The sequence below is a fragment of the Rhizobium sp. YTUHZ045 genome, assembly GCF_051124255.1.
In the GTDB taxonomy this organism is placed as follows: Bacteria; Pseudomonadota; Alphaproteobacteria; order Rhizobiales; family Rhizobiaceae; genus Rhizobium.
The window spans coordinates 3538818-3556629 of record NZ_CP101432.1 but is presented as its reverse complement, the minus strand read 5'-3'; the positions used below and the strand labels follow the sequence as shown (position 1 = coordinate 3556629).

Here is a 17812-nt window from a genome sequence, read left to right as displayed (position 1 = left end):
AGCGTCTTTGTGCGTCCAGGGGGGACGCAGGCGCTCTAAGGGGAGGGGAGGCTTCTCCGAAGCCTTGTGAATTAGGTGCTTGGCCTGCGCAGGCGAGCCTGCGGCGGTCTGGCTGACCCGGAGGAGGGGGCAGTTGGGCAATATTGTTTTCGTTGCAAGGGAAACCACGGACGGGGAGACGCGTGTCGCGGCCTCCGCCGAGACCGTGAAGAAGATGAAGGGTTTCGGTTTCGACGTCGTCGTCGAGGCCGGCGCCGGTGCGGCTTCGCGCATTCCGGACGCCGAGTTCGAGGCCGTAGGCGCCAGGATCGGCAGTTTTGCCGATGCAGCCTCCGCCGACGTGGTGCTGAAGGTGCGCCGCCCGAGCCCATCGGAAATCGCGGGTTACAAGAGCGGCGCCGTTGTCATCGCGATCATGGACCCCTACGGCAATGACGAGGCGATTGCCGCACTCGCAAGCGCCGGGCTTTCGACCTTCGCCATGGAGCTAATGCCGCGCATCACCCGTGCGCAGTCCATGGACGTGCTCTCCTCTCAGGCCAATCTCGCCGGCTACCAGGCCGTCATCGAGGCCGCGGCGGTCTACGACCGCGCCATGCCAATGATGATGACGGCGGCAGGCACCGTGCCGGCGGCCAGGGTCTTCGTCATGGGAGCCGGCGTCGCCGGTCTTCAGGCGATCGCCACCGCGCGCCGCCTGGGTGCCGCAGTCTCGGCGACCGACGTGCGCCCGGCCGCCAAAGAGCAGGTCGCCTCACTCGGCGCCAAGTTCATCGCCGTCGAGGACGAGGAGTTCAAGGCGGCGGAAACGGCCGGCGGTTATGCCAAGGAAATGTCCGCAGACTATCAGGCGAAGCAGGCAGCCCTCGTCGCCGAACACATCGCCAAGCAGGATATCGTCATCACCACGGCTCTCATTCCCGGCCGGCCGGCGCCGCGGCTCGTTTCGCGCGCCATGCTTTCCTCGATGAAGCCAGGTGCGGTCGCCGTCGACCTCGCGGTCGAGCGCGGCGGCAATATCGAGGGGGTCGTTGCCGGCGAGGTCGCCGACGTCGACGGCGTCAGCGTGATCGGCTTTGCGAATATGCCGGGCCGGGTCGCGGCCAGCGCCTCGGCGCTTTACGCCAAGAACCTCGTCACCTTCCTCGAGACGATGGTCAACAAGGAAACGAAGGCGGTCGTCGTCAACCTCGACGACGAGCTCGTCAAGGCGACGATGCTGACCTATGCCGGCGACGTGGTTCATCCCGCCTTCGGCGGCGCGAAGAAGGGAGATATGTGATGGCCAGTGAAGCAATGGACAGAGCGCTGCAGCAGTTGAACGACGCGGTGACGGCCGTTGCCACTGCAGCCGCGCAGGCTCCGGAAGCGGCTAGTGCGGCGACGGGCGGGGCGATCGATCCCTTCGTCTTCCAGCTGGCGATCTTCGTCTTGTCGATTTTCGTCGGCTATTACGTCGTCTGGTCGGTGACGCCGGCGCTGCATACGCCGCTGATGGCAGTGACCAACGCGATCTCGTCGGTCATCGTCGTCGGCGCGCTGCTGGCGGTCGGCATCTCCACAAGCGGTCTTGCGACCGGTTTCGGTTTCGTCGCCCTGGTGCTGGTTTCGGTCAACATCTTCGGCGGCTTCCTGGTCACGCAGCGCATGCTTTCGATGTACCGCAAGAAGGACAGGTGAGGGATCGATGACCAGTATCGCAGCTTTCCTCTACCTCGTTTCCGGCGTTCTCTTCATTCTGGCGCTGCGCGGCCTCTCCCATCCGGCCACCAGCCGCAAGGGAAATCTCTTCGGCATGATCGGCATGGGTATCGCCATCCTGACGACGCTGGTGCTGGCGACGCCCAACTTCGGCGGGTTCGTGCTGATCATCCTCGGCCTTGCCATCGGCGGCAGCGTCGGCGCCTATGTCGCCCGCACCATCGCCATGACCTCGATGCCGCAGCTCGTCGCCGGCTTCCACTCGCTGGTCGGGCTTGCCGCCGTGCTGGTGGCTGCCTCGGCGCTCTATACACCAGCTTCTTTCCGTATCGGCGAGATCGGCTATATCCACACCGAGGCGCGCATCGAAATGGCGCTCGGCGTGGCGATCGGGGCGCTGACCTTCACCGGCTCGATCATCGCCTTCCTGAAGCTTGACGGGCGCATGTCCGGCAAGCCGATCCTTCTGCCCTACCGGCACCTGATCAATGCAACCCTGCTGGCGCTGATCGTGCTCTTCATCATCGGCCTTGCCGCGACCGAAAGCCATTTCGACTTCTGGGCGGTCGTGGCACTGTCGCTGGCGCTCGGTGTTCTGCTGATCGTGCCGATCGGTGGCGCCGACATGCCCGTCGTCGTATCGATGCTGAACTCCTATTCCGGATGGGCTGCGGCCGGCATCGGCTTCACGCTCGGCAATCTGGCGCTGATCATCACCGGCGCGCTCGTCGGCTCCTCCGGCGCCATCCTGTCGTATATCATGTGCAAGGGCATGAACCGCTCCTTCATATCCGTCATTCTCGGCGGTTTCGGCGGCGAGACGGCGTCCGGCGGGACCGATACGTCAGACAGGACGGTCAAGCTCGGCTCCGCCGAGGATGCGGCCTATCTGATGGCCAATGCCTCGAAGGTCATCATCGTGCCGGGATACGGCATGGCGGTCGCTCAGGCTCAGCATGCGCTGCGCGAATTGGCCGATAATCTCAAGAAGAACGGCGTCGAGGTGAAATATGCGATCCACCCGGTCGCAGGCCGCATGCCCGGCCATATGAACGTGCTGCTGGCCGAAGCCAATGTTCCCTATGACGAGGTCTTCGAGCTCGAGGACATCAATTCGGAATTTGCCCAGGCCGACGTCGCCTATGTCATCGGCGCCAATGACGTCACCAATCCGGCTGCGCGCGACGACAAGACCTCGCCGATCTACGGCATGCCGATCCTCGACGTCGATCGGGCGAAGACCTGCCTTTTTGTCAAGCGCTCGCTTGGTTCGGGTTATGCCGGCATCGACAACACGCTGTTCTACAAGGACGGCACGATGATGCTGCTCGGCGACGCCAAGAAAATGACCGAGGATATCAACAAGGCGATCGCGCATTGAGCCGATGAGCCGCCCTTCGGGGCGGCTTTCTCATATCTCGCCCGGCACCAGCGTCATCTTCTCGACGCCGATCGCCAGGTTCAGCCCTTCCTGGGCCTGAACATTCAGCGGCTGCAGCATGAAAGCCTTATTGGTGCCGCCGGCGATTACTTTGGCGCCGGCGCCCGCACCAATGCTCGCATCAGCGCCGACTCCGTAATATTCGCCGGCAAGGGCGAATTGCGGCATATCGGTGCCGGTCTTTGCCAGGACCTGCCAGATCATCACGCTCTTGCCCGTCTGGCCGATGTCGAGGCCGAATTTCTCGATTTTGCCGGCATAGACCACCTTGGCGCCGCCGGCTGCCGGTGTATAGGTGCAGATGAGGTTCTTCTGCGAGGTGACGATCAGACCCTGACCGCCATCCGATCCGCAGACCAGACGGCCAAGCGTCACATAATTTTCCGCGCTCGCCGGGCTTGCCCAGGCAGCCGCGGTCAGAGCCGCGGTGGCGATCATCGTTTGCTTGAACATGGTCCTTCTCCTTGAAAACGACCTGTCCGAAACGGGTTGAGGTGGCGATTGTTCCTGGGTTATTCCCGCTCCAGCGTGGCGCGCTGGGCTATCAGTACCCATAACAGGCCTTCAGGCCGGAAATCGACCTGCACCGTGCCACGGAAGGCGGCAGCGGCATGCGCCTTGATGACGGTCGTGCCGAAGCCCGAGCGCGACGGCTCGGTGACCGCCGGGCCGCCGCGCTCCTCCCAGGTGAAGCGGAGCAGGGCATCCGGCTTGCCTTCGTCCCTAACATCGTGCCAGTCGAAGCGGACGCGCCCCTGCGGAACGGAGAGCGCACCATATTTCACTGAATTGGTGGCGAGCTCATGCAGGGTAAGGCCCAGGTTCTGCACCGCATCCGGCTTCAGGACGAAATCTTCGCCTGTGATTTCGATCTGGTCGCGCGATTGCGGGAAGGCCTGCAGATGGATATCAACGACCCGCCGGAGCGACACGCCTCCCCATTGCTCGCTCGTCAGGAGCTCTATTGAACGCGCCAGCCCCTCAAGGCGGTCGGCGACGGCAGCCTGAAAGGTTTCGACGCTGTCGGCCTGTTTGGCCAGCTGGCGCATCATGGCCTGAGCAAGCGTGAGAAGGTTCTTGGTACGATGGACGAGTTCATGCATGACGAACCGCAGCCGGTCCTCGGTCTGGCTGCGATCGAATGAGGCGTTCGAAAGAGCGATCGCCACCTGGTTCGCCTCGATGACGCTTGTTTCAACCGGTGAGACGATGTGGCCCTGACCCATGCGGTTCGCCATGTCGGCAATCTCGCGAATGGTGGTGCGGACCTGTCTCGCGACGGCATAGGCGGCCAGTACGGCAACGAGCACGAGGGCAACTCCTCCGATGATGAGGAAACGCCAGGTGCTGAGAATCGACGCCTGCGCCACCGGCCCCCAGATCACCGTCTTCCAGGACCAGCCGGGAATTTGTGCATAACCGAGGAGCATGTGCGGCAGGATCGTCTTGTCTTCGAACACGCCCCGGGAAAAACTGAGCGCCGGCAGGATGCGCGGATCGAAGGGCGTGCCGGGTTCGAGGGCAGTCGGGCCGGCGGCAACGACCACGTGACCACTTTGATCAAGCACAGCCGCCGACCATCCAGGGGCTAGACCCTGGGTCGTTACGAGCCGGCCGAGATCCTGGGCATCCTGTGTGATGATGAGGGCGGAAACGGGATCGTTCTTTCTCGGCAGGATGACATTGTAGGCCCAGTCGCCGCTGGTTCTGCCGCGGACCACATCCGACGCTTCGATGTGACCGGATTTCATTGCGGCATCGAGGGCGGCGATGTTTGTCGTCTTTCCGAGCTCCGCGCCGAAAGGTCGGCGTGTGTTCAGCAGTTGCTGGCCAGTTGCGTCGACCGCTTGGACGTAGAGCGCATTGTTCCGCAGAGCTGCTTCCGTGCGCTGGTGGAAGGAGGCGAGATCGCCGTTTTCGAGTTCCGGGGAGCTCGACAGCAGCCGCAACGTCGTCGCCATATCCTGAAGCTGGCGATCGATGATGCGCGACAGGGCAAGCGCGTCCTGCGCCGTCTCGCGCTTTAGCGCGGAGCGCTGGTTGTCCTCCAACTGCAGCAGAAGCAGCGTCACGAAGGCAAAGATCGGCAACGCGATCGCCACCGCCATGGCAACCAGATAGGTGCCGATCGAAGCTTTGGGAAAAAACAGCGCCACGATCTTCATTTATTGCGCGCCGCCGCCACAAGTCCCGATATTGCCGCGTCCTTTGTGCGTCTTGAAAGATGTGCGGCGCTGCTGTGCGCGCTGTCCGCAACAGTTTTCGTCTGCGGTCAGGAAAGCAAAGATCCGCATCTCTCGCAAACCGCCCTCAACATGTTTTCGCACACCCCGATAGCGGGCTATCGAAGCAGCCGCATGTTAGGGGGAGCAAAAGCAGGTTGCAACATCGTATAACATGCCACGGAAGACGGTGGCGGTCTTTCCGTCTCTCTTTTCAAAGCGATGCGGCGCCTTCATAACAACTTATTCCGCCAACCGTTGCTGCACGCGCACCGGGCCCGGTCATCGATAAAGATTCTGCCGGAGATTTTCTGCAACGCCAAGGTTCTGGGCATCCGATGGCCCGGCCGCCCCAATTCACATCCTTAGCCGGCTGGAGCGCCCACTCGGGCGAGACCATCGCGGGCTGGCTGGTATTTCGGGTCAAGCCCGACCGCATGGCGATAGGAGCGGGCAGCCTTGGCCTTGTCGCCGCGACGTTCGTAGACAAGAGCCTGGTTGGCCCAGGATTCGGCGATATTGCCGTTGAGATCGATCGCGTGATTGAAATCGGCAAATGCGTTGTCGTCGTCATTCAGCGCGATGTAGGAGATGCCGCGGCCATTATAGGGCTCCGGCGAATTCGGGGCGAGCGAGATGGCCTTCGAGAAATCGTCGATTGCCTTATCCTGCTGATTGCGCTTCTGATAGATCAGGCCACGATTGTGATAGGCGCGGCCATCGGTCGTGCCGAGCTGGATCGCCTTGCTGAAATCGTTGAAAGCTGCATCGTCCTGTCCGGCCATGCGATAGACATTGCCGCGGCCGATATAGGCGACGTCGTAGCTCGGATTGATCTGCAGGGCGGCATTGTAGTCGGCAATCGCCTGCTGCTGCTGGCCCATGTTGCGATAGACGAGCGCGCGATTGGCATAGGCCTGGAAGAAGCGCGGGTTGATCTGCAATGCTGTATTGAAATCGTTCAGCGCCTGGCGGAACTGGCCGCTGCGGCCGTAGGCGGAACCGCGGACATTATACCCTTCGGGATCCCTCGGATTGGCGTTGATAACAGCCGTCAGCGACGCGATGTTCTCTTCCGAGCCCTGCGCCTTGTCGATGCGGATTACGGCATCCGTGGTGTTGGTCGTCTCGCAGCCGGCAAGGCCGACCATGGCCGCCAGGGTCAAAGCCGGCAGGAACGCGGATTTCTGAAAGCGCCAGGCGCGGGACGGATTGAAGGTGGTATCAGCCATTCGGGCTCGCTTTCCCCATGCGGCATATCCGATTTCTGGATATGCGATCTTCAGCGGCAAACTAAAAAGGCGGCGGCGAACCCATCGCCCCCGCCACAATACATCTGAAAACGTCGAAAAAACGACGGCAACGCTTAGCGTGCGACCAGGCCTTCGCGCTGGGCGCGCTTGCGGGCCAGCTTGCGAACACGGCGAACAGCTTCGGCCTTTTCGCGAGCGCGCTTCTGCGAAGGCTTCTCGTAGTAGTCGCGCATCTTCATTTCGCGGAAAATGCCTTCGCGCTGCATCTTCTTCTTGAGAGCGCGGAGAGCCTGATCGACATTGTTATCGCGGACAAGTACCTGCACGAGAATCACGTTCCTTTGGTTTGGTTGATGCCTGAGGCAGCGCAGCGCCAGGGGCAAAAATATAACGTTCGCGCGGCCGCGGCCTTGCGATTGGTGATGCGGGATAGCAGATCGAGTAGGGGAAGTCCAGATGGATATCGGCGGCAGTTGGAAAAATCATCCCTGCCCGGCATCCTGTCTCAAGCGAGCCGCTTCCGGCGGGGCCTCGTCCAGGGCGGCGATTGCCTCCTTGAGCGCCGTCCTGACCCGGAGTCGATCGGCAGGCTCCAGCCGGCTCATATCCAGATGCAGGTCGAGACCCGAGAGATGTTCGCTGAGGACGCGGCTTTTGTGGTCGGCGCCGAGCCTCAGCCCGTCGACGGCATAGGGCACGACCTCGCGCTGGATGCCCTTCATGGTGATCTGCGGCAAGGGATGGGCGTCGACGATCTCGTTCACCAGCGCATAGGTTTCGTAGCTGATGACGATTTCTCCGCCCTGGGCGATCGACTGCAGCCTGGCTGCGAGATTGGCCTCCGCGCCGATGATCGTATAGTCCATGCGATCGTTGCTGCCGAAATTGCCGACGTTGCAATAACCGCTGTTGATTCCCATGCGCACGACGAAAGGCTCCTCGGTGCCGTTTCTGCGCCATCTGTCCTTGAGTTCGCCGAGGCGACGCTGCATGTCGACGGCCATGCGCAGGCAGGCTTTCGCATCTTCCTCCGGACCCTTCGTTTCCGGGTCGCCGAAGAAGACCAGCATGGCGTCGCCGATGAACTTGTCCACCGTGCCGCCATGGGCGAGGGCAATGTTCGACATTTCGGTCAGATATTCGTTGAGCATATCCGTCAGCGCTTCCGGCTGCAGCCGCTCGGTGGTCGCGGTGAAATCCTTGATGTCGGAGAAGAAAATCGTCAGGCGCTTGCGCTCGGTATGGACGACGACGTCTTTCTGTCCGCTGAAGATGCTCTTGTAGATCTGCGGCGAGAGATAACGTGAAATCTTCAGGGAAACGCTCGCCAGAAATTCGTTCGCCGCTTCGAGATCGCGGTTGGCGCCATGGATGGCGCGGGCCTGCTGGCGCTGCAGCAGAATGAAGCTGAGGCCGATGATGGCGACAAAAAGGAAATAGCAGAGCAGATATTTGAAGGCGAAGACGTTGCTTGCATAGGGCTGCTTGATGACCACTTCCTGGATGCCGCGCACATCGCCGACCTTCCAGTCGGTCTTCGGACTTTCCGGGTGGCTGTTGTGACAGGCAACGCAAGCCTGGCCCATGACGACCGGCGTGACGAAGCGCAAGGTATCGGTCAATCCGACGCGGGTGAGGTCGCTCAACGTCTGCTGTGGATTGGCGCGCAGTGCGACAAGCGCTCGTTTCTCGAAATCGTCGAGCTCGTGGGAAGCGCGACTTTTGAACGGCAGATCGGAGACGAAGCGGTATGTGATGTTGGCCTGCTGCTCTTTTATGACGTCGCCGAGTTCCAGCGAAAGTGTCGCCGGCAGCGGGATGGCGCCGGGGATATTGGCGTAGTTGTGGGAGACGACCGTGCCTGCGGTCGCGCCGCTGGCGTGCGCGGCCAGAACGCGTCCGACGACATTGGCGGAATAGTAGGAGCGGATGCTCGATATCAGCGAGCTCATATCGCGCGCCTGGCGTCTGAGGGTATTTCCTGAGAGGTCGCTGATGTCGAGCCAGACGGCAAGCGGCAGTCCTGCAAGCATCGCCAGCACGACGACGATCAGCCAATAGCCGCTGCGGCGCACGGCGGTTTCGGAAATCACGGGAGCCCCTCACTCTTCCATAAAAAAGCATTCGCGCTTCGCGCCGTTACAAGAACATTTCACCGCGCGTCCGACAAGATCGAAGCCGTGTCGTCCAAGCAAAAGCGTGGTCGAAACGACGGCGTCGCCAAATTTGAAGATGCCGTTGCGCCGACCGGCGGGAAGCGGAAGGCTGGAAAGCGAAAAGAAGCGTCGGGGCGCATGAGTGAATGGCGTCCGGGCACAAAGCGGCGTAGCCTGTCGTTTGGGAGAGGGACACCGGTTGAGATGATGACGCGCGTGCAGCAAATCGGTGTCGTTGTCGGACTGGTGATCGTGGCTGCGCTGACGATGCTGCGGGCAGACGATCCCGGGATCTTCAAGCTGATCCGTGGGGTGACCTTCGACGAGTACCAACGCCTGCTTCCGCGGACATTCGAGCCCATGCCGGTCCATGTGATCGATATTGATGAGGCGTCGCTGCGCGAGTTCGGCCAATGGCCGTGGCCACGGGACCGGTTGGCCCTGCTGGTGGACCGGCTTTCTGACATGGGCGCTGCGGCCATCGCCTTCGACGTTCTCTTTTCAGAGCCGGACCGGCTGTCGCCGCGCAACGTCGTGCGCGAGGTGGCGGGGGTTGATCCGTCCCTGGCAGAGAAGCTTCCCGACAATGACGAGATTTTTGCCCGCTCGATCTCCGGCAAACCCGTCGTGCTCGGTTTCGGCCTTTCCAACGAGGGCAGTTACCGGCCGCCTGTCAAGGCTGGTTTTGCTTTCACCGGGGAAAGCCCCGTCTCGGCTCCGCCCTATCTTGCGGCATCGACGCCGCTCAGGCCGCAATTGGAAGCCAATGCCGCAGGGCTCGGCCACATCAGCCTCAATCCCGGCAATCCTTCGCCGGTGGTGCGGGCGGTGCCGTTGTTCCTGACCGACGGCGTGCAGCTCTATCCCAATCTCGCGGTCGAGGCGCTGCGCGTCGCGCAAGGTGTATCGACCTATGTGTTGGCCGGCGCGCCCGATCGCGCCGGCGTGATGACATCGGCAAAGATCGGCGATTTCGTCGTGCCCGTGACGGCGGCGGGCGAATTTTGGCTCTATGTCAGCCCCGACCGAGCCGAGCGCTATATCTCCGCCCGCCAGGTGCTCGCCGCCGGAGGCGCCTCTCCCGAGATCTCCGCCGCCATTGACGGCAGCATCGTCTTCATCGGCACCTCGGCGGCAGGCCTGCAGGACATCCGCGTCACGGCGCTCGGCGAGAACGTTCCCGGCGTTTCGATGCATGCGCAGGTCGTCGAACAGATTCTCTCCGGCCGTTTCCTGTCGCGGCCCGACTGGGCGGACGGGCTGGAAATTCTCACGATCGCGGTGCTCGGATGCCTGCTCGTCGTGGTGACGACCTTCGTCAGTCCCGCCGTCGCACTGGTCTGCGGCCTGCTCATTACCGCAATGGCGCTCGTGGCCTCCTGGCTCTCCTTTCTTTATGCGGGGCTTCTTCTCGATCCATTGGCTCCGATCGTCAGCGGATCGGTTATCCATTTTGCCGCAACCTCGTTCCGCATTCTGGTGATCGACCGGGAAAGGCGCGAGGTGCGGCGCGCCTTCGGACATTATCTTTCTCCGTCTCTGCTGCATCGCATCGAGCATAACCGCGATGCCTTGCGCCTCGGTGGAGATGACCGGGAACTGACGGTAATGTTCGTCGACGTCAGGAACTTCACTGAAATCAGCGAACGGCTGGCGCCGACTGATGTCGTTGCCTTCCTGAATACATTGCTCGACGCGCTGAGCCGTCATGTCGTGGCTAACGAAGGTACTCTCGACAAGTTTATCGGCGATTCGATCATGGCATTCTGGAATGCGCCGGTTGATGTAGCGGATCACGAAATCAAGGCGGTTCGCACGGCGCTCGCCATGCGCGAGACACTCGCCGAACTGAACGCCGGCGACGCCTTCGGCTTCGGACCCGATCAGGAGGTCGGCATCGGCATCGGCATCCATACCGGCGTTGCCTGTGTCGGCAATATGGGCGCCAAAACCCGCTTCAACTATTCGGCTGTCGGAGATGCGGTCAACGTCGCGGCCCGCATCGAGTCGTCCTGCAAGGAGGTCGGCTTTGATATCCTCATCTCCGACAGCACGGCTCGCTCCGTTCAGGGGATGGCGGTGATCGAGGCCGGCGCCCTCTCGCTCAAAGGGAAGAGCAGCCGGACGCAGATCCTTGCGGTCGTCGGCGATGAACGCGTCGCAGCATCCCAGGAATTCGCCGCGCTCGAGCTCGCCCACAAGCAGCTGATGCAGGCCCTGCAATCGCATTCGCGGAACAGCCGGAAGCTTATCGGCGCGTCAAAGCTCAGGGCCGTGCAAGTGCTCGGCGGTCTGGCGGAATTCTACGAGCGTGTATCGGGCAGGACCGATCATTTTCGCGAAGTGCCGAGGGCGGTCGAAGAGAGCGCCGCAGACTGACCGGCCTCAGCGACCGCGATTGAAATCGCGGCTCCTATGGTGGTTCCGATCATTGTCACCATCACCATCACCAGCACCATCATGATCATGATGGTGATCGCGACCTCCATCATGCTGGCGGTCGTGCCCCCGATGATCCAGACCGTGATTTCCCGGCTTGCCGTCCTCGTCATGCCGGCCATGACCCTCATGCTTATCGGGCCTGTCCGGCTTATCGTGGTCGGGTCTATCATGATGGGGCTTGTCGTGGTGCGGCATTTCCGGCTTCTGCGGTCGCTCCTTTTGTGGCTCGGCCTCTCTCTGTGGCGGATCCTGTCTTTGCGGAGCGGGTGCAATTGCCGGCGGCGGCCGGTCTCGTTCGCTTCTTTCCGGCACCAGCGAAGCCATATTGCATCCGCCGAGCAGGCCGAGGCCACCCGAAAGCCGCTGGTTGCCGGAGAGGAAGGGCAGAGCGCGTTCATTTCCAAGCTTCTGGAGGACGTTACGCTCCACTCGCCGGGCCGCCGTCATGTCGCCGTTCGGTTTGGCGATAACGCAGTCGCAGCGTTGCTGCAGCTGCCGGCAGCCGCCGGGGCCGCAAAAGCGGGCCGCGCCGTTCAACAGGACGACGGCCGTGGTGCCGTCAGGGCCGACATAAAAATCGAATGCGGTGCCGCGCACGCCGATCGTGCCTGCAGGCGTCAGAATTTGATAGGCCGAGGACTTCGAAGTGCCGCTTACCCAGCGGAAGGTCCCCTTGGCGGCCTTGATGGTGAGTTGCCTGACCGATTGGGTGTCGTCGAAAACATATCTGTCGATGACGACGGAGGACCCCCAGCCGACCGCAAGTTTGGTGCCGTCTCTAAATACAAACTGGCCCAGCCCAGACTGCGAAGTCTTGATGCGTTCGTCGCGGTGAACGCTTGTGTTGACTTCGATCGGGCCTGCTTGTCCAGTCACCTCGGTCTTGATGACCACAGCCTGGCCGACCGGCTCGGCGGCAGTTGCCAGCCGGAAGCCGCATAGCGCAATGAAAAGCGCCTGGAATAAAAGCCGCCCCCGTATGCACATGATACACCAATCCCGGCAACGGGGAAAAATTAACATCATACTAACTGCTTGTCTTTTCACCCTCTTGGGCTAGGCAGGTCTGCCGCCAAGGGGAAGGCCGGACCTTCGCAAGATCCTGCAGGATGATGTTCGTTTGAGTTTGGGAAGCGGCGCTTAACACCATCGCAAATTGCTCAGTTTTCGACACGATGTCGTTCAGTGTCAAAAGTGAAGCTCTCGCGCGTCGCAAAACAGCCGTTGTGCCGCATTTGGATTTGCGATTTGTATGGGCGCGAGTACAGCCCTTGCCCGAAGGAGAAGAAGGCGGATGCGGAAATATTCGGTTTTTGCCGTGGCGCGGGAGGCCCTTCGCGGCCACAGAGGTTGGGAGAAGCAGTGGACTTCGCCGGAGCCGCGCGCCGAATACGACGTCGTTATCATCGGCGCTGGCGGACATGGCCTGGGCGCCGCCTATTATCTTGCGAAGGAGCACGGCATCACCAATGTGGCGGTGCTCGAGAAGGGCTGGCTCGGCGGCGGCAATACCGGGCGCAATACCACCATCATCCGTTCGAACTATCTCTATGAAGAGAGCATGCACATTTACGAGCATTCGATGAAGCTCTGGGAAGGGCTTTCACAGGAGCTCAACTACAATGTGATGTATTCGCCGCGCGGCGTGATGATGCTCTCGCACAATATTCACGACCAGCAGTCGTTCAAGCGACACATCCACGCCAACCGGCTCTACGGCATCGATAATGAATGGCTGACGCCGGAGCAGGCCAAGGCTTATTGTCCGCCGCTCGACATCTCCGCCAGCGCGCGCTATCCGATCAACGGTGCGGCGCTGCAGCGCCGCGGCGGCACGGCGCGGCACGATGCGGTGGCCTGGGGATATGCGCGCGCAGCCTCCGATCGAGGCGTGCACATCATCCAGAACTGCGAAGTGACTGGCATCCGGCGCGGTCCTGACGGACGGGTGACCGGGGTCGAGACCTCGCGCGGCTTCATCGGCGCCAGAAAGGTCGGCGTATCGGCCGCGGGCCATACCTCGACAATCATGAAGATGGCGGATGTGCGCGTGCCGCTGCAGTCGAGCCCGCTGCAGGCGCTGGTCTCCGAGCCGCTGAAGCCGATCTTCCCCTGCGTCGTCATGTCGAACACGGTGCATGCCTACATCTCCCAGTCCGACAAGGGCGAGCTCGTCATCGGCGCCGGTACCGACCAGTATAATTCCTATTCCCAGACCGGCGGGTTGCAGATCATCACGCATACCCTCGACGCCATCTGCGAACTCTTTCCGATGTTCCGGCGCGTGAAGATGATGCGGCAATGGGGCGGCATCGTCGACAATACGCCGGACCGTTCGGCGATCCAGTCAAAGACGCCGGTTCCCGGGCTTTACGTCAATTGCGGTTGGGGCACCGGCGGCTTCAAGGCAACGCCGGGCTCGGCCAATCTCTTTGCGCACCTCATCGCCCGCGATGAAGCGCACAAGTTCAATGCCGGCCTGACGCTGGAACGCTTCCGCAGCGGCCGGCTGATTGATGAAGCGGCGGCTGCGGCGGTGGCGCACTGATGATGAACGTGTTCGCTCAGACGCTCGCTTCTTTCGTTATTCACGCCCTCATCCGCCTTGAAAGCACCTTCTCCCTGCTGGGGAGAAGGGGAGGAGAAGGAAATCTCACATGCTGCTGATCCATTGCCCTTACTGTCAGGAAGAGCGTTCCGAGCTCGAATTCCGCGGCGCGGGTGACGCGCATATTGTGCGGCCCGCTGACATCGCCTCGGTCTCGGACGAGGAATTTGAAGAATACTTCTTCCTGCGCGACAACCCGAAGGGGCTGATCTTCGAACGCTGGCGGCATATTCACGGCTGCGGCCGGTTCTTCAACGCGGCGCGCGATACGGTGAGCGACAAGTTCATCATGACCTACAAGGCGGGCGAGCCGAAGCCGCGGATCGGTGCCGAGGCCGAACAGCATAGCCCTGTCGAGACCTATGAAGCGGTGGAAGGAGAGGCCCAATGAGCGGTGCTAATCGTATCACCGGGAAGGGGCGTCTGACGCCTGCAAAGACCGCGCGCTTCAGCTTCGACGGCAAGAGCTATACGGCGCTGGAAGGCGATACCGTCGCTTCGGCGCTGATCGCCAACGGCATTCATCTCGTCGGCCGTTCGTTCAAATATCATCGGGCTCGCGGCATCCTCTCGGCAGGCGCCGAAGAGCCGAACGCGCTGATCGATGTCGCGCGTGACAAGGCGCGCAAGCAGCCGAACGTCCGCGCTACGGTGCAGGAAATCTTCGACGGCATGATCGTCCAGTCGCAGAACCGCTGGCCTTCGCTTGCCTATGACGTCGGTGCGGTCAACAACCTGATGTCGCCGTTCTTCGCCGCCGGCTTCTACTACAAGACCTTCATGTGGCCGCGCGCTGCCTGGAAACACGTCTACGAGCCGTTCATTCGCCGTGCTGCCGGTCTCGGCGTCGCACCGACGGAAGAAGATCCGGACCATTATGCCAGCCGCTACGCCCATTGCGACGTCCTGGTCGTCGGCGCCGGGGTGGCCGGGCTTTCGGCAGCGCTGGCCGCGGCCGAGACCGGCGCGAAGGTGATCCTGTGCGACGAGCAGGCGGAAGCCGGCGGTGCGCTGCGCTACGATGCCGGCGTCAGGATCGACGGACAGGATGGTTACGCCTGGGCGCAGAAGACCGTGGCGCGGCTGAAGGCGATGGACAATGTCGAAGTGCTCACCCGCACGACCGCCTTCGGCTACTACAACCATAATTTCGTCGGCCTTGCCGAGCGCGTCACCGATCACATGGCCAAGCCTTCCCGTGATCTGCCGCGCGAGCGGCTGTGGCAGGTCCGGGCCAAGCGGGTGATTCTCGCCACCGGCTCGATCGAGCGGCACATGGTATTTCCCAACAACGACCGGCCCGGCATCATGCTCGCCTCGGCGGGGCGGATGTACCTCAATCATTACGGTGTCGCCGTCGGAAACAATGTCGGCATCTACACGGCGCACGACTCTGCCTATGAGGCGGCTTTCGATCTCAAGCGGGCCGGTGTTTCGGTCGCCGCCATCGTCGATTGCAGGCAGGCGCCGGGTGCTGCAGTGCTGGCGGAGGCGCGTGCACTCGGCATAGATGTTCTTACCGGCCAGTCGGTCATCAATACGGCGGGGCGGCTGCGCATCTCATCGATGACAGTAGCGCGCAACGGCGGCGGTTCGCCGCGCAAGATCCCGGTCGATGCGCTTCTGGTTTCGGCCGGCTGGACGCCATCCGTGCATCTGTTCTCGCAGTCCCGCGGCAAGGTGGCCTTCGAAGCGGAAAGCCAGCGTTTCCTGCCCGGCACCTATGCGCAGGATTGCCTTTCGGTGGGCGCCTGTAACGGCACCGACGACCTGCAGCGAACGGTCGAGGAATCGCTTGCCGCAGGCGAACTGATGGCGCAGGCCGCTGGCAAGAGCGGCAGCGGGAAAATCACGATTTCGGCCGAGCAGCCCTATGACTGGACGGGCGGGATGATCGGCGCTGCCGAAGGCGCCGGACCGAAGACGAACGCCAAGGCGTTCATCGATTTCCAGCATGACGTCTGCGCCAAGGATATCCGCCTTGCCGTGCGCGAAGGCATGCATTCGATCGAGCATATCAAGCGGTTCACGACCAACGGCATGGCCTCGGATCAGGGCAAGCTTTCGAATATGCATGGCCTGGCAATTGCCGCCGAAATGCTCGGCAAGGAAATCCCGCGGGTCGGTCTCACGACTTTCCGCGCACCCTATACGCCGGTGACCTATGGTACGCTGATCGGCCATTCACGCGGAAAGCTGTTCGATCCGACGCGCAAGACGCCGCTGCACGACTGGGAAGAAGCGCATGGCGCCGTTTTCGAGGATGTCGGCAACTGGAAGCGCGCCTGGTTCTATCCGCGCTCGGGCGAGAACATGCACCAGGCGGTCGCGCGCGAGTGCCGGACGGCCCGCGAGTCGGCAGGCATCTTCGATGCCTCTACGCTCGGCAAGATCGAAGTGGTAGGCCCGGATGCGGCGAAATTCCTCAATCTGATCTACACCAATGCCTGGGACACGCTGAAGCCCGGCAAGGCGCGCTACGGCATCATGACACGTGAGGACGGCTTCGTTTATGACGACGGCGTCGTCGGGCGTCTGGCAGAGGATCGTTTTCACGTGACGACGACGACAGGCGGAGCACCGCGTGTTCTCCATCACATGGAAGATTACCTGCAGACGGAATTCCCCGATCTGAAGGTGTGGCTGACCTCGGTGACCGAACAATGGGCTGTCATCGCCGTCCAGGGACCGAAGGCGCGCGAGATCGTCGAGCCTCTCGTCGAAGGGGTCGATCTTTCCAACGAGGCCTTCCCGCATATGAGCGTTGCCGAGTGCACGGTCTGCGGCGTACCGGCGCGGCTCTTCCGCGTTTCCTTCACGGGAGAAATCGGTTTCGAAATCAACGTGCCGGCCGACTACGGCCAGTCGGTGCTGGAAGCGGTCTGGGCCAATGCCGAACCGCTCGGCGCCTGCGTCTACGGCACTGAGACCATGCACGTCCTCCGCGCCGAGAAGGGGTATATCATCGTCGGCCAGGATACGGACGGGACCGTAACCCCCGACGACGCGGGCGTCGCCTGGGCCGTTTCGAAGAAGAAGAAGGACTTCGTCGGCATTCGCGGGCTGCAGCGGCCGGACCTCGTCAAGGAGGGACGCAAGCAGCTCGTCGGCCTCGTTACCAAGGATCCGAAGTTGGTGCTCGAAGAAGGCGCGCAGGTCGTCGCTAGCCCGAACGAGCCGAAGCCGATGACGATGCTCGGCCATGTCACATCGGCCTATTGGTCGGAAAATTGCGGCAGGTCGATCGCCTTCGCTCTGGTCGCCGGCGGCCGGGCGCGGATGGGCGAGACGCTTTATGTGCCGATGCCGGATCGGACGATCGCCGTCGAAGTGACGGATCTGGTATTCTTTGACAAGGAAGGAGGCCGCATCCATGGCTGATGTCGCAATTCGCAAGCCGGCGCTGGCCGGCCGTCTCGGCGGCTCCGCCACTGTGCGTCTGGCCGTCGCACCGCCCGCAAGCCGCGTGGCGCTGCGCACGCCGGCGGGGTCGCTCAAAGCACTTTCTTTGGCTCTCGGCCTCTCTGTGCCGACCACGCCGAAGACGTCCGGCCGCGCCGGTGCGCGCTCGGCGCTCTGGCTCGGGCCGGACGAGTGGCTGTTGATCGATGAGGCCGGTGGCGATCTGATGGCGGCATGTTCCAGCGCCGGCGCGCTGCATTCGGCGACCGACGTTTCCCACCGCAACGTGGCGGTCATCGTCTCCGGGCCGGGTGCGGAGGCGACGCTTGCGGCCGGCTGCCCCCAGGACCTGTCGCTGTCGTCCTTTCCAGTCGGCGCGGCCTCGCGCACGGTCTTCGGCAAGGCGGAGATCGTACTTTTCCGCACGGAAGAAGACACGTTTCGGGTGGAGTGCTGGCGGTCGTTTTCCGATTACGTCTTCGGGCTGCTGGCCGAGGCGGCGGAAGATGCCGGGCATTGAGGCTTTTGGGCCGGTGGCTTAAGAGCCAGATGAAATTTGCAGGGGCCGCAAATGACAGTTGCGGCCC

The 17812-nt window shown here is 62.3% G+C and carries 14 protein-coding genes; 8 read left to right on the top strand and 6 right to left on the bottom strand.

Features of this window, described 5'->3' with window-relative positions:
- Positions 1-133 precede the first annotated feature (133 nt).
- From NMA58_RS17590 to NMA58_RS17580, 3 genes are read left to right on the top strand one after another with little or no spacing between them, the layout of a single operon-like run.
- Entirely contained in the window at positions 134-1282 is a 1149-nt protein-coding gene (locus tag NMA58_RS17590) for a Re/Si-specific NAD(P)(+) transhydrogenase subunit alpha (protein ID WP_430958013.1), read from the top strand.
- Entirely contained in the window at positions 1282-1680 is a 399-nt protein-coding gene (locus NMA58_RS17585; protein WP_430958012.1) for a proton-translocating transhydrogenase family protein, read from the top strand. Before NMA58_RS17590 ends, NMA58_RS17585 begins: the two co-directional genes overlap by 1 nt.
- Before the next feature lie 7 nt (positions 1681-1687).
- A complete protein-coding gene (locus NMA58_RS17580) occupies positions 1688-3082 on the top strand; it encodes an NAD(P)(+) transhydrogenase (Re/Si-specific) subunit beta (protein ID WP_434711468.1) in 1395 nt (464 codons plus the stop codon).
- A gap of 30 nt (positions 3083-3112) precedes the next feature.
- Here NMA58_RS17580 and NMA58_RS17575 read toward each other — a convergent pair whose 3' ends face one another.
- The 5 genes from NMA58_RS17575 to NMA58_RS17555 all read right to left on the bottom strand — a co-directional run bounded on the left by NMA58_RS17575 (position 3113) and on the right by NMA58_RS17555 (position 8650).
- Positions 3113-3595: a DUF992 domain-containing protein gene (locus NMA58_RS17575; protein WP_434711467.1), complete on the bottom strand. Its 483-nt coding sequence runs from the start codon at positions 3593-3595 to the stop codon at positions 3113-3115.
- 59 nt (positions 3596-3654) lie between these two features.
- Positions 3655-5307, bottom strand: a complete 1653-nt coding sequence (locus NMA58_RS17570) for a sensor histidine kinase (protein WP_434711466.1) — start codon at positions 5305-5307, stop codon at positions 3655-3657.
- Between the two features lie 422 nt (positions 5308-5729).
- The gene (locus NMA58_RS17565; protein WP_085779483.1) at positions 5730-6596 is read right to left on the bottom strand and encodes a tetratricopeptide repeat protein; all 867 of its coding nucleotides are present in this window, start codon (positions 6594-6596) and stop codon (positions 5730-5732) included.
- Positions 6597-6730: 134 nt separating this feature from the next.
- Positions 6731-6943, bottom strand: a complete 213-nt coding sequence (gene rpsU, locus NMA58_RS17560) for a 30S ribosomal protein S21 (protein ID WP_003585885.1) — start codon at positions 6941-6943, stop codon at positions 6731-6733.
- A 156-nt stretch (positions 6944-7099) separates the two neighbouring features.
- Positions 7100-8650, bottom strand: a complete 1551-nt coding sequence (locus NMA58_RS17555; protein WP_245421288.1) for an adenylate/guanylate cyclase domain-containing protein — start codon at positions 8648-8650, stop codon at positions 7100-7102.
- A 330-nt stretch (positions 8651-8980) separates the two neighbouring features.
- On the opposite strand from NMA58_RS17555, the gene NMA58_RS17550 reads away from it, so the two are divergent.
- Positions 8981-11152: a CHASE2 domain-containing protein gene (locus tag NMA58_RS17550; protein ID WP_434713448.1), complete on the top strand. Its 2172-nt coding sequence runs from the start codon at positions 8981-8983 to the stop codon at positions 11150-11152.
- A gap of 6 nt (positions 11153-11158) precedes the next feature.
- Here NMA58_RS17550 and NMA58_RS17545 read toward each other — a convergent pair whose 3' ends face one another.
- Positions 11159-12202, bottom strand: coding sequence for a FecR domain-containing protein (locus tag NMA58_RS17545; protein WP_434711465.1), 1044 nt, complete (start codon positions 12200-12202; stop codon positions 11159-11161).
- 307 nt (positions 12203-12509) lie between these two features.
- Between NMA58_RS17545 and NMA58_RS17540 the strand changes: the two genes are divergently transcribed.
- The 4 genes from NMA58_RS17540 to NMA58_RS17525 all read left to right on the top strand — a co-directional run bounded on the left by NMA58_RS17540 (position 12510) and on the right by NMA58_RS17525 (position 17745).
- A complete protein-coding gene (locus tag NMA58_RS17540; protein WP_085779480.1) occupies positions 12510-13763 on the top strand; it encodes a sarcosine oxidase subunit beta family protein in 1254 nt (417 codons plus the stop codon).
- A 109-nt stretch (positions 13764-13872) separates the two neighbouring features.
- A complete protein-coding gene (locus tag NMA58_RS17535) occupies positions 13873-14214 on the top strand; it encodes a sarcosine oxidase subunit delta (protein ID WP_085779479.1) in 342 nt (113 codons plus the stop codon).
- A complete protein-coding gene (locus NMA58_RS17530; protein ID WP_434711464.1) occupies positions 14211-17204 on the top strand; it encodes a sarcosine oxidase subunit alpha in 2994 nt (997 codons plus the stop codon). Before NMA58_RS17535 ends, NMA58_RS17530 begins: the two co-directional genes overlap by 4 nt.
- A complete protein-coding gene (locus NMA58_RS17525; protein ID WP_430958007.1) occupies positions 17197-17745 on the top strand; it encodes a sarcosine oxidase subunit gamma in 549 nt (182 codons plus the stop codon). Before NMA58_RS17530 ends, NMA58_RS17525 begins: the two co-directional genes overlap by 8 nt.
- Positions 17746-17812 lie beyond the last annotated feature (67 nt).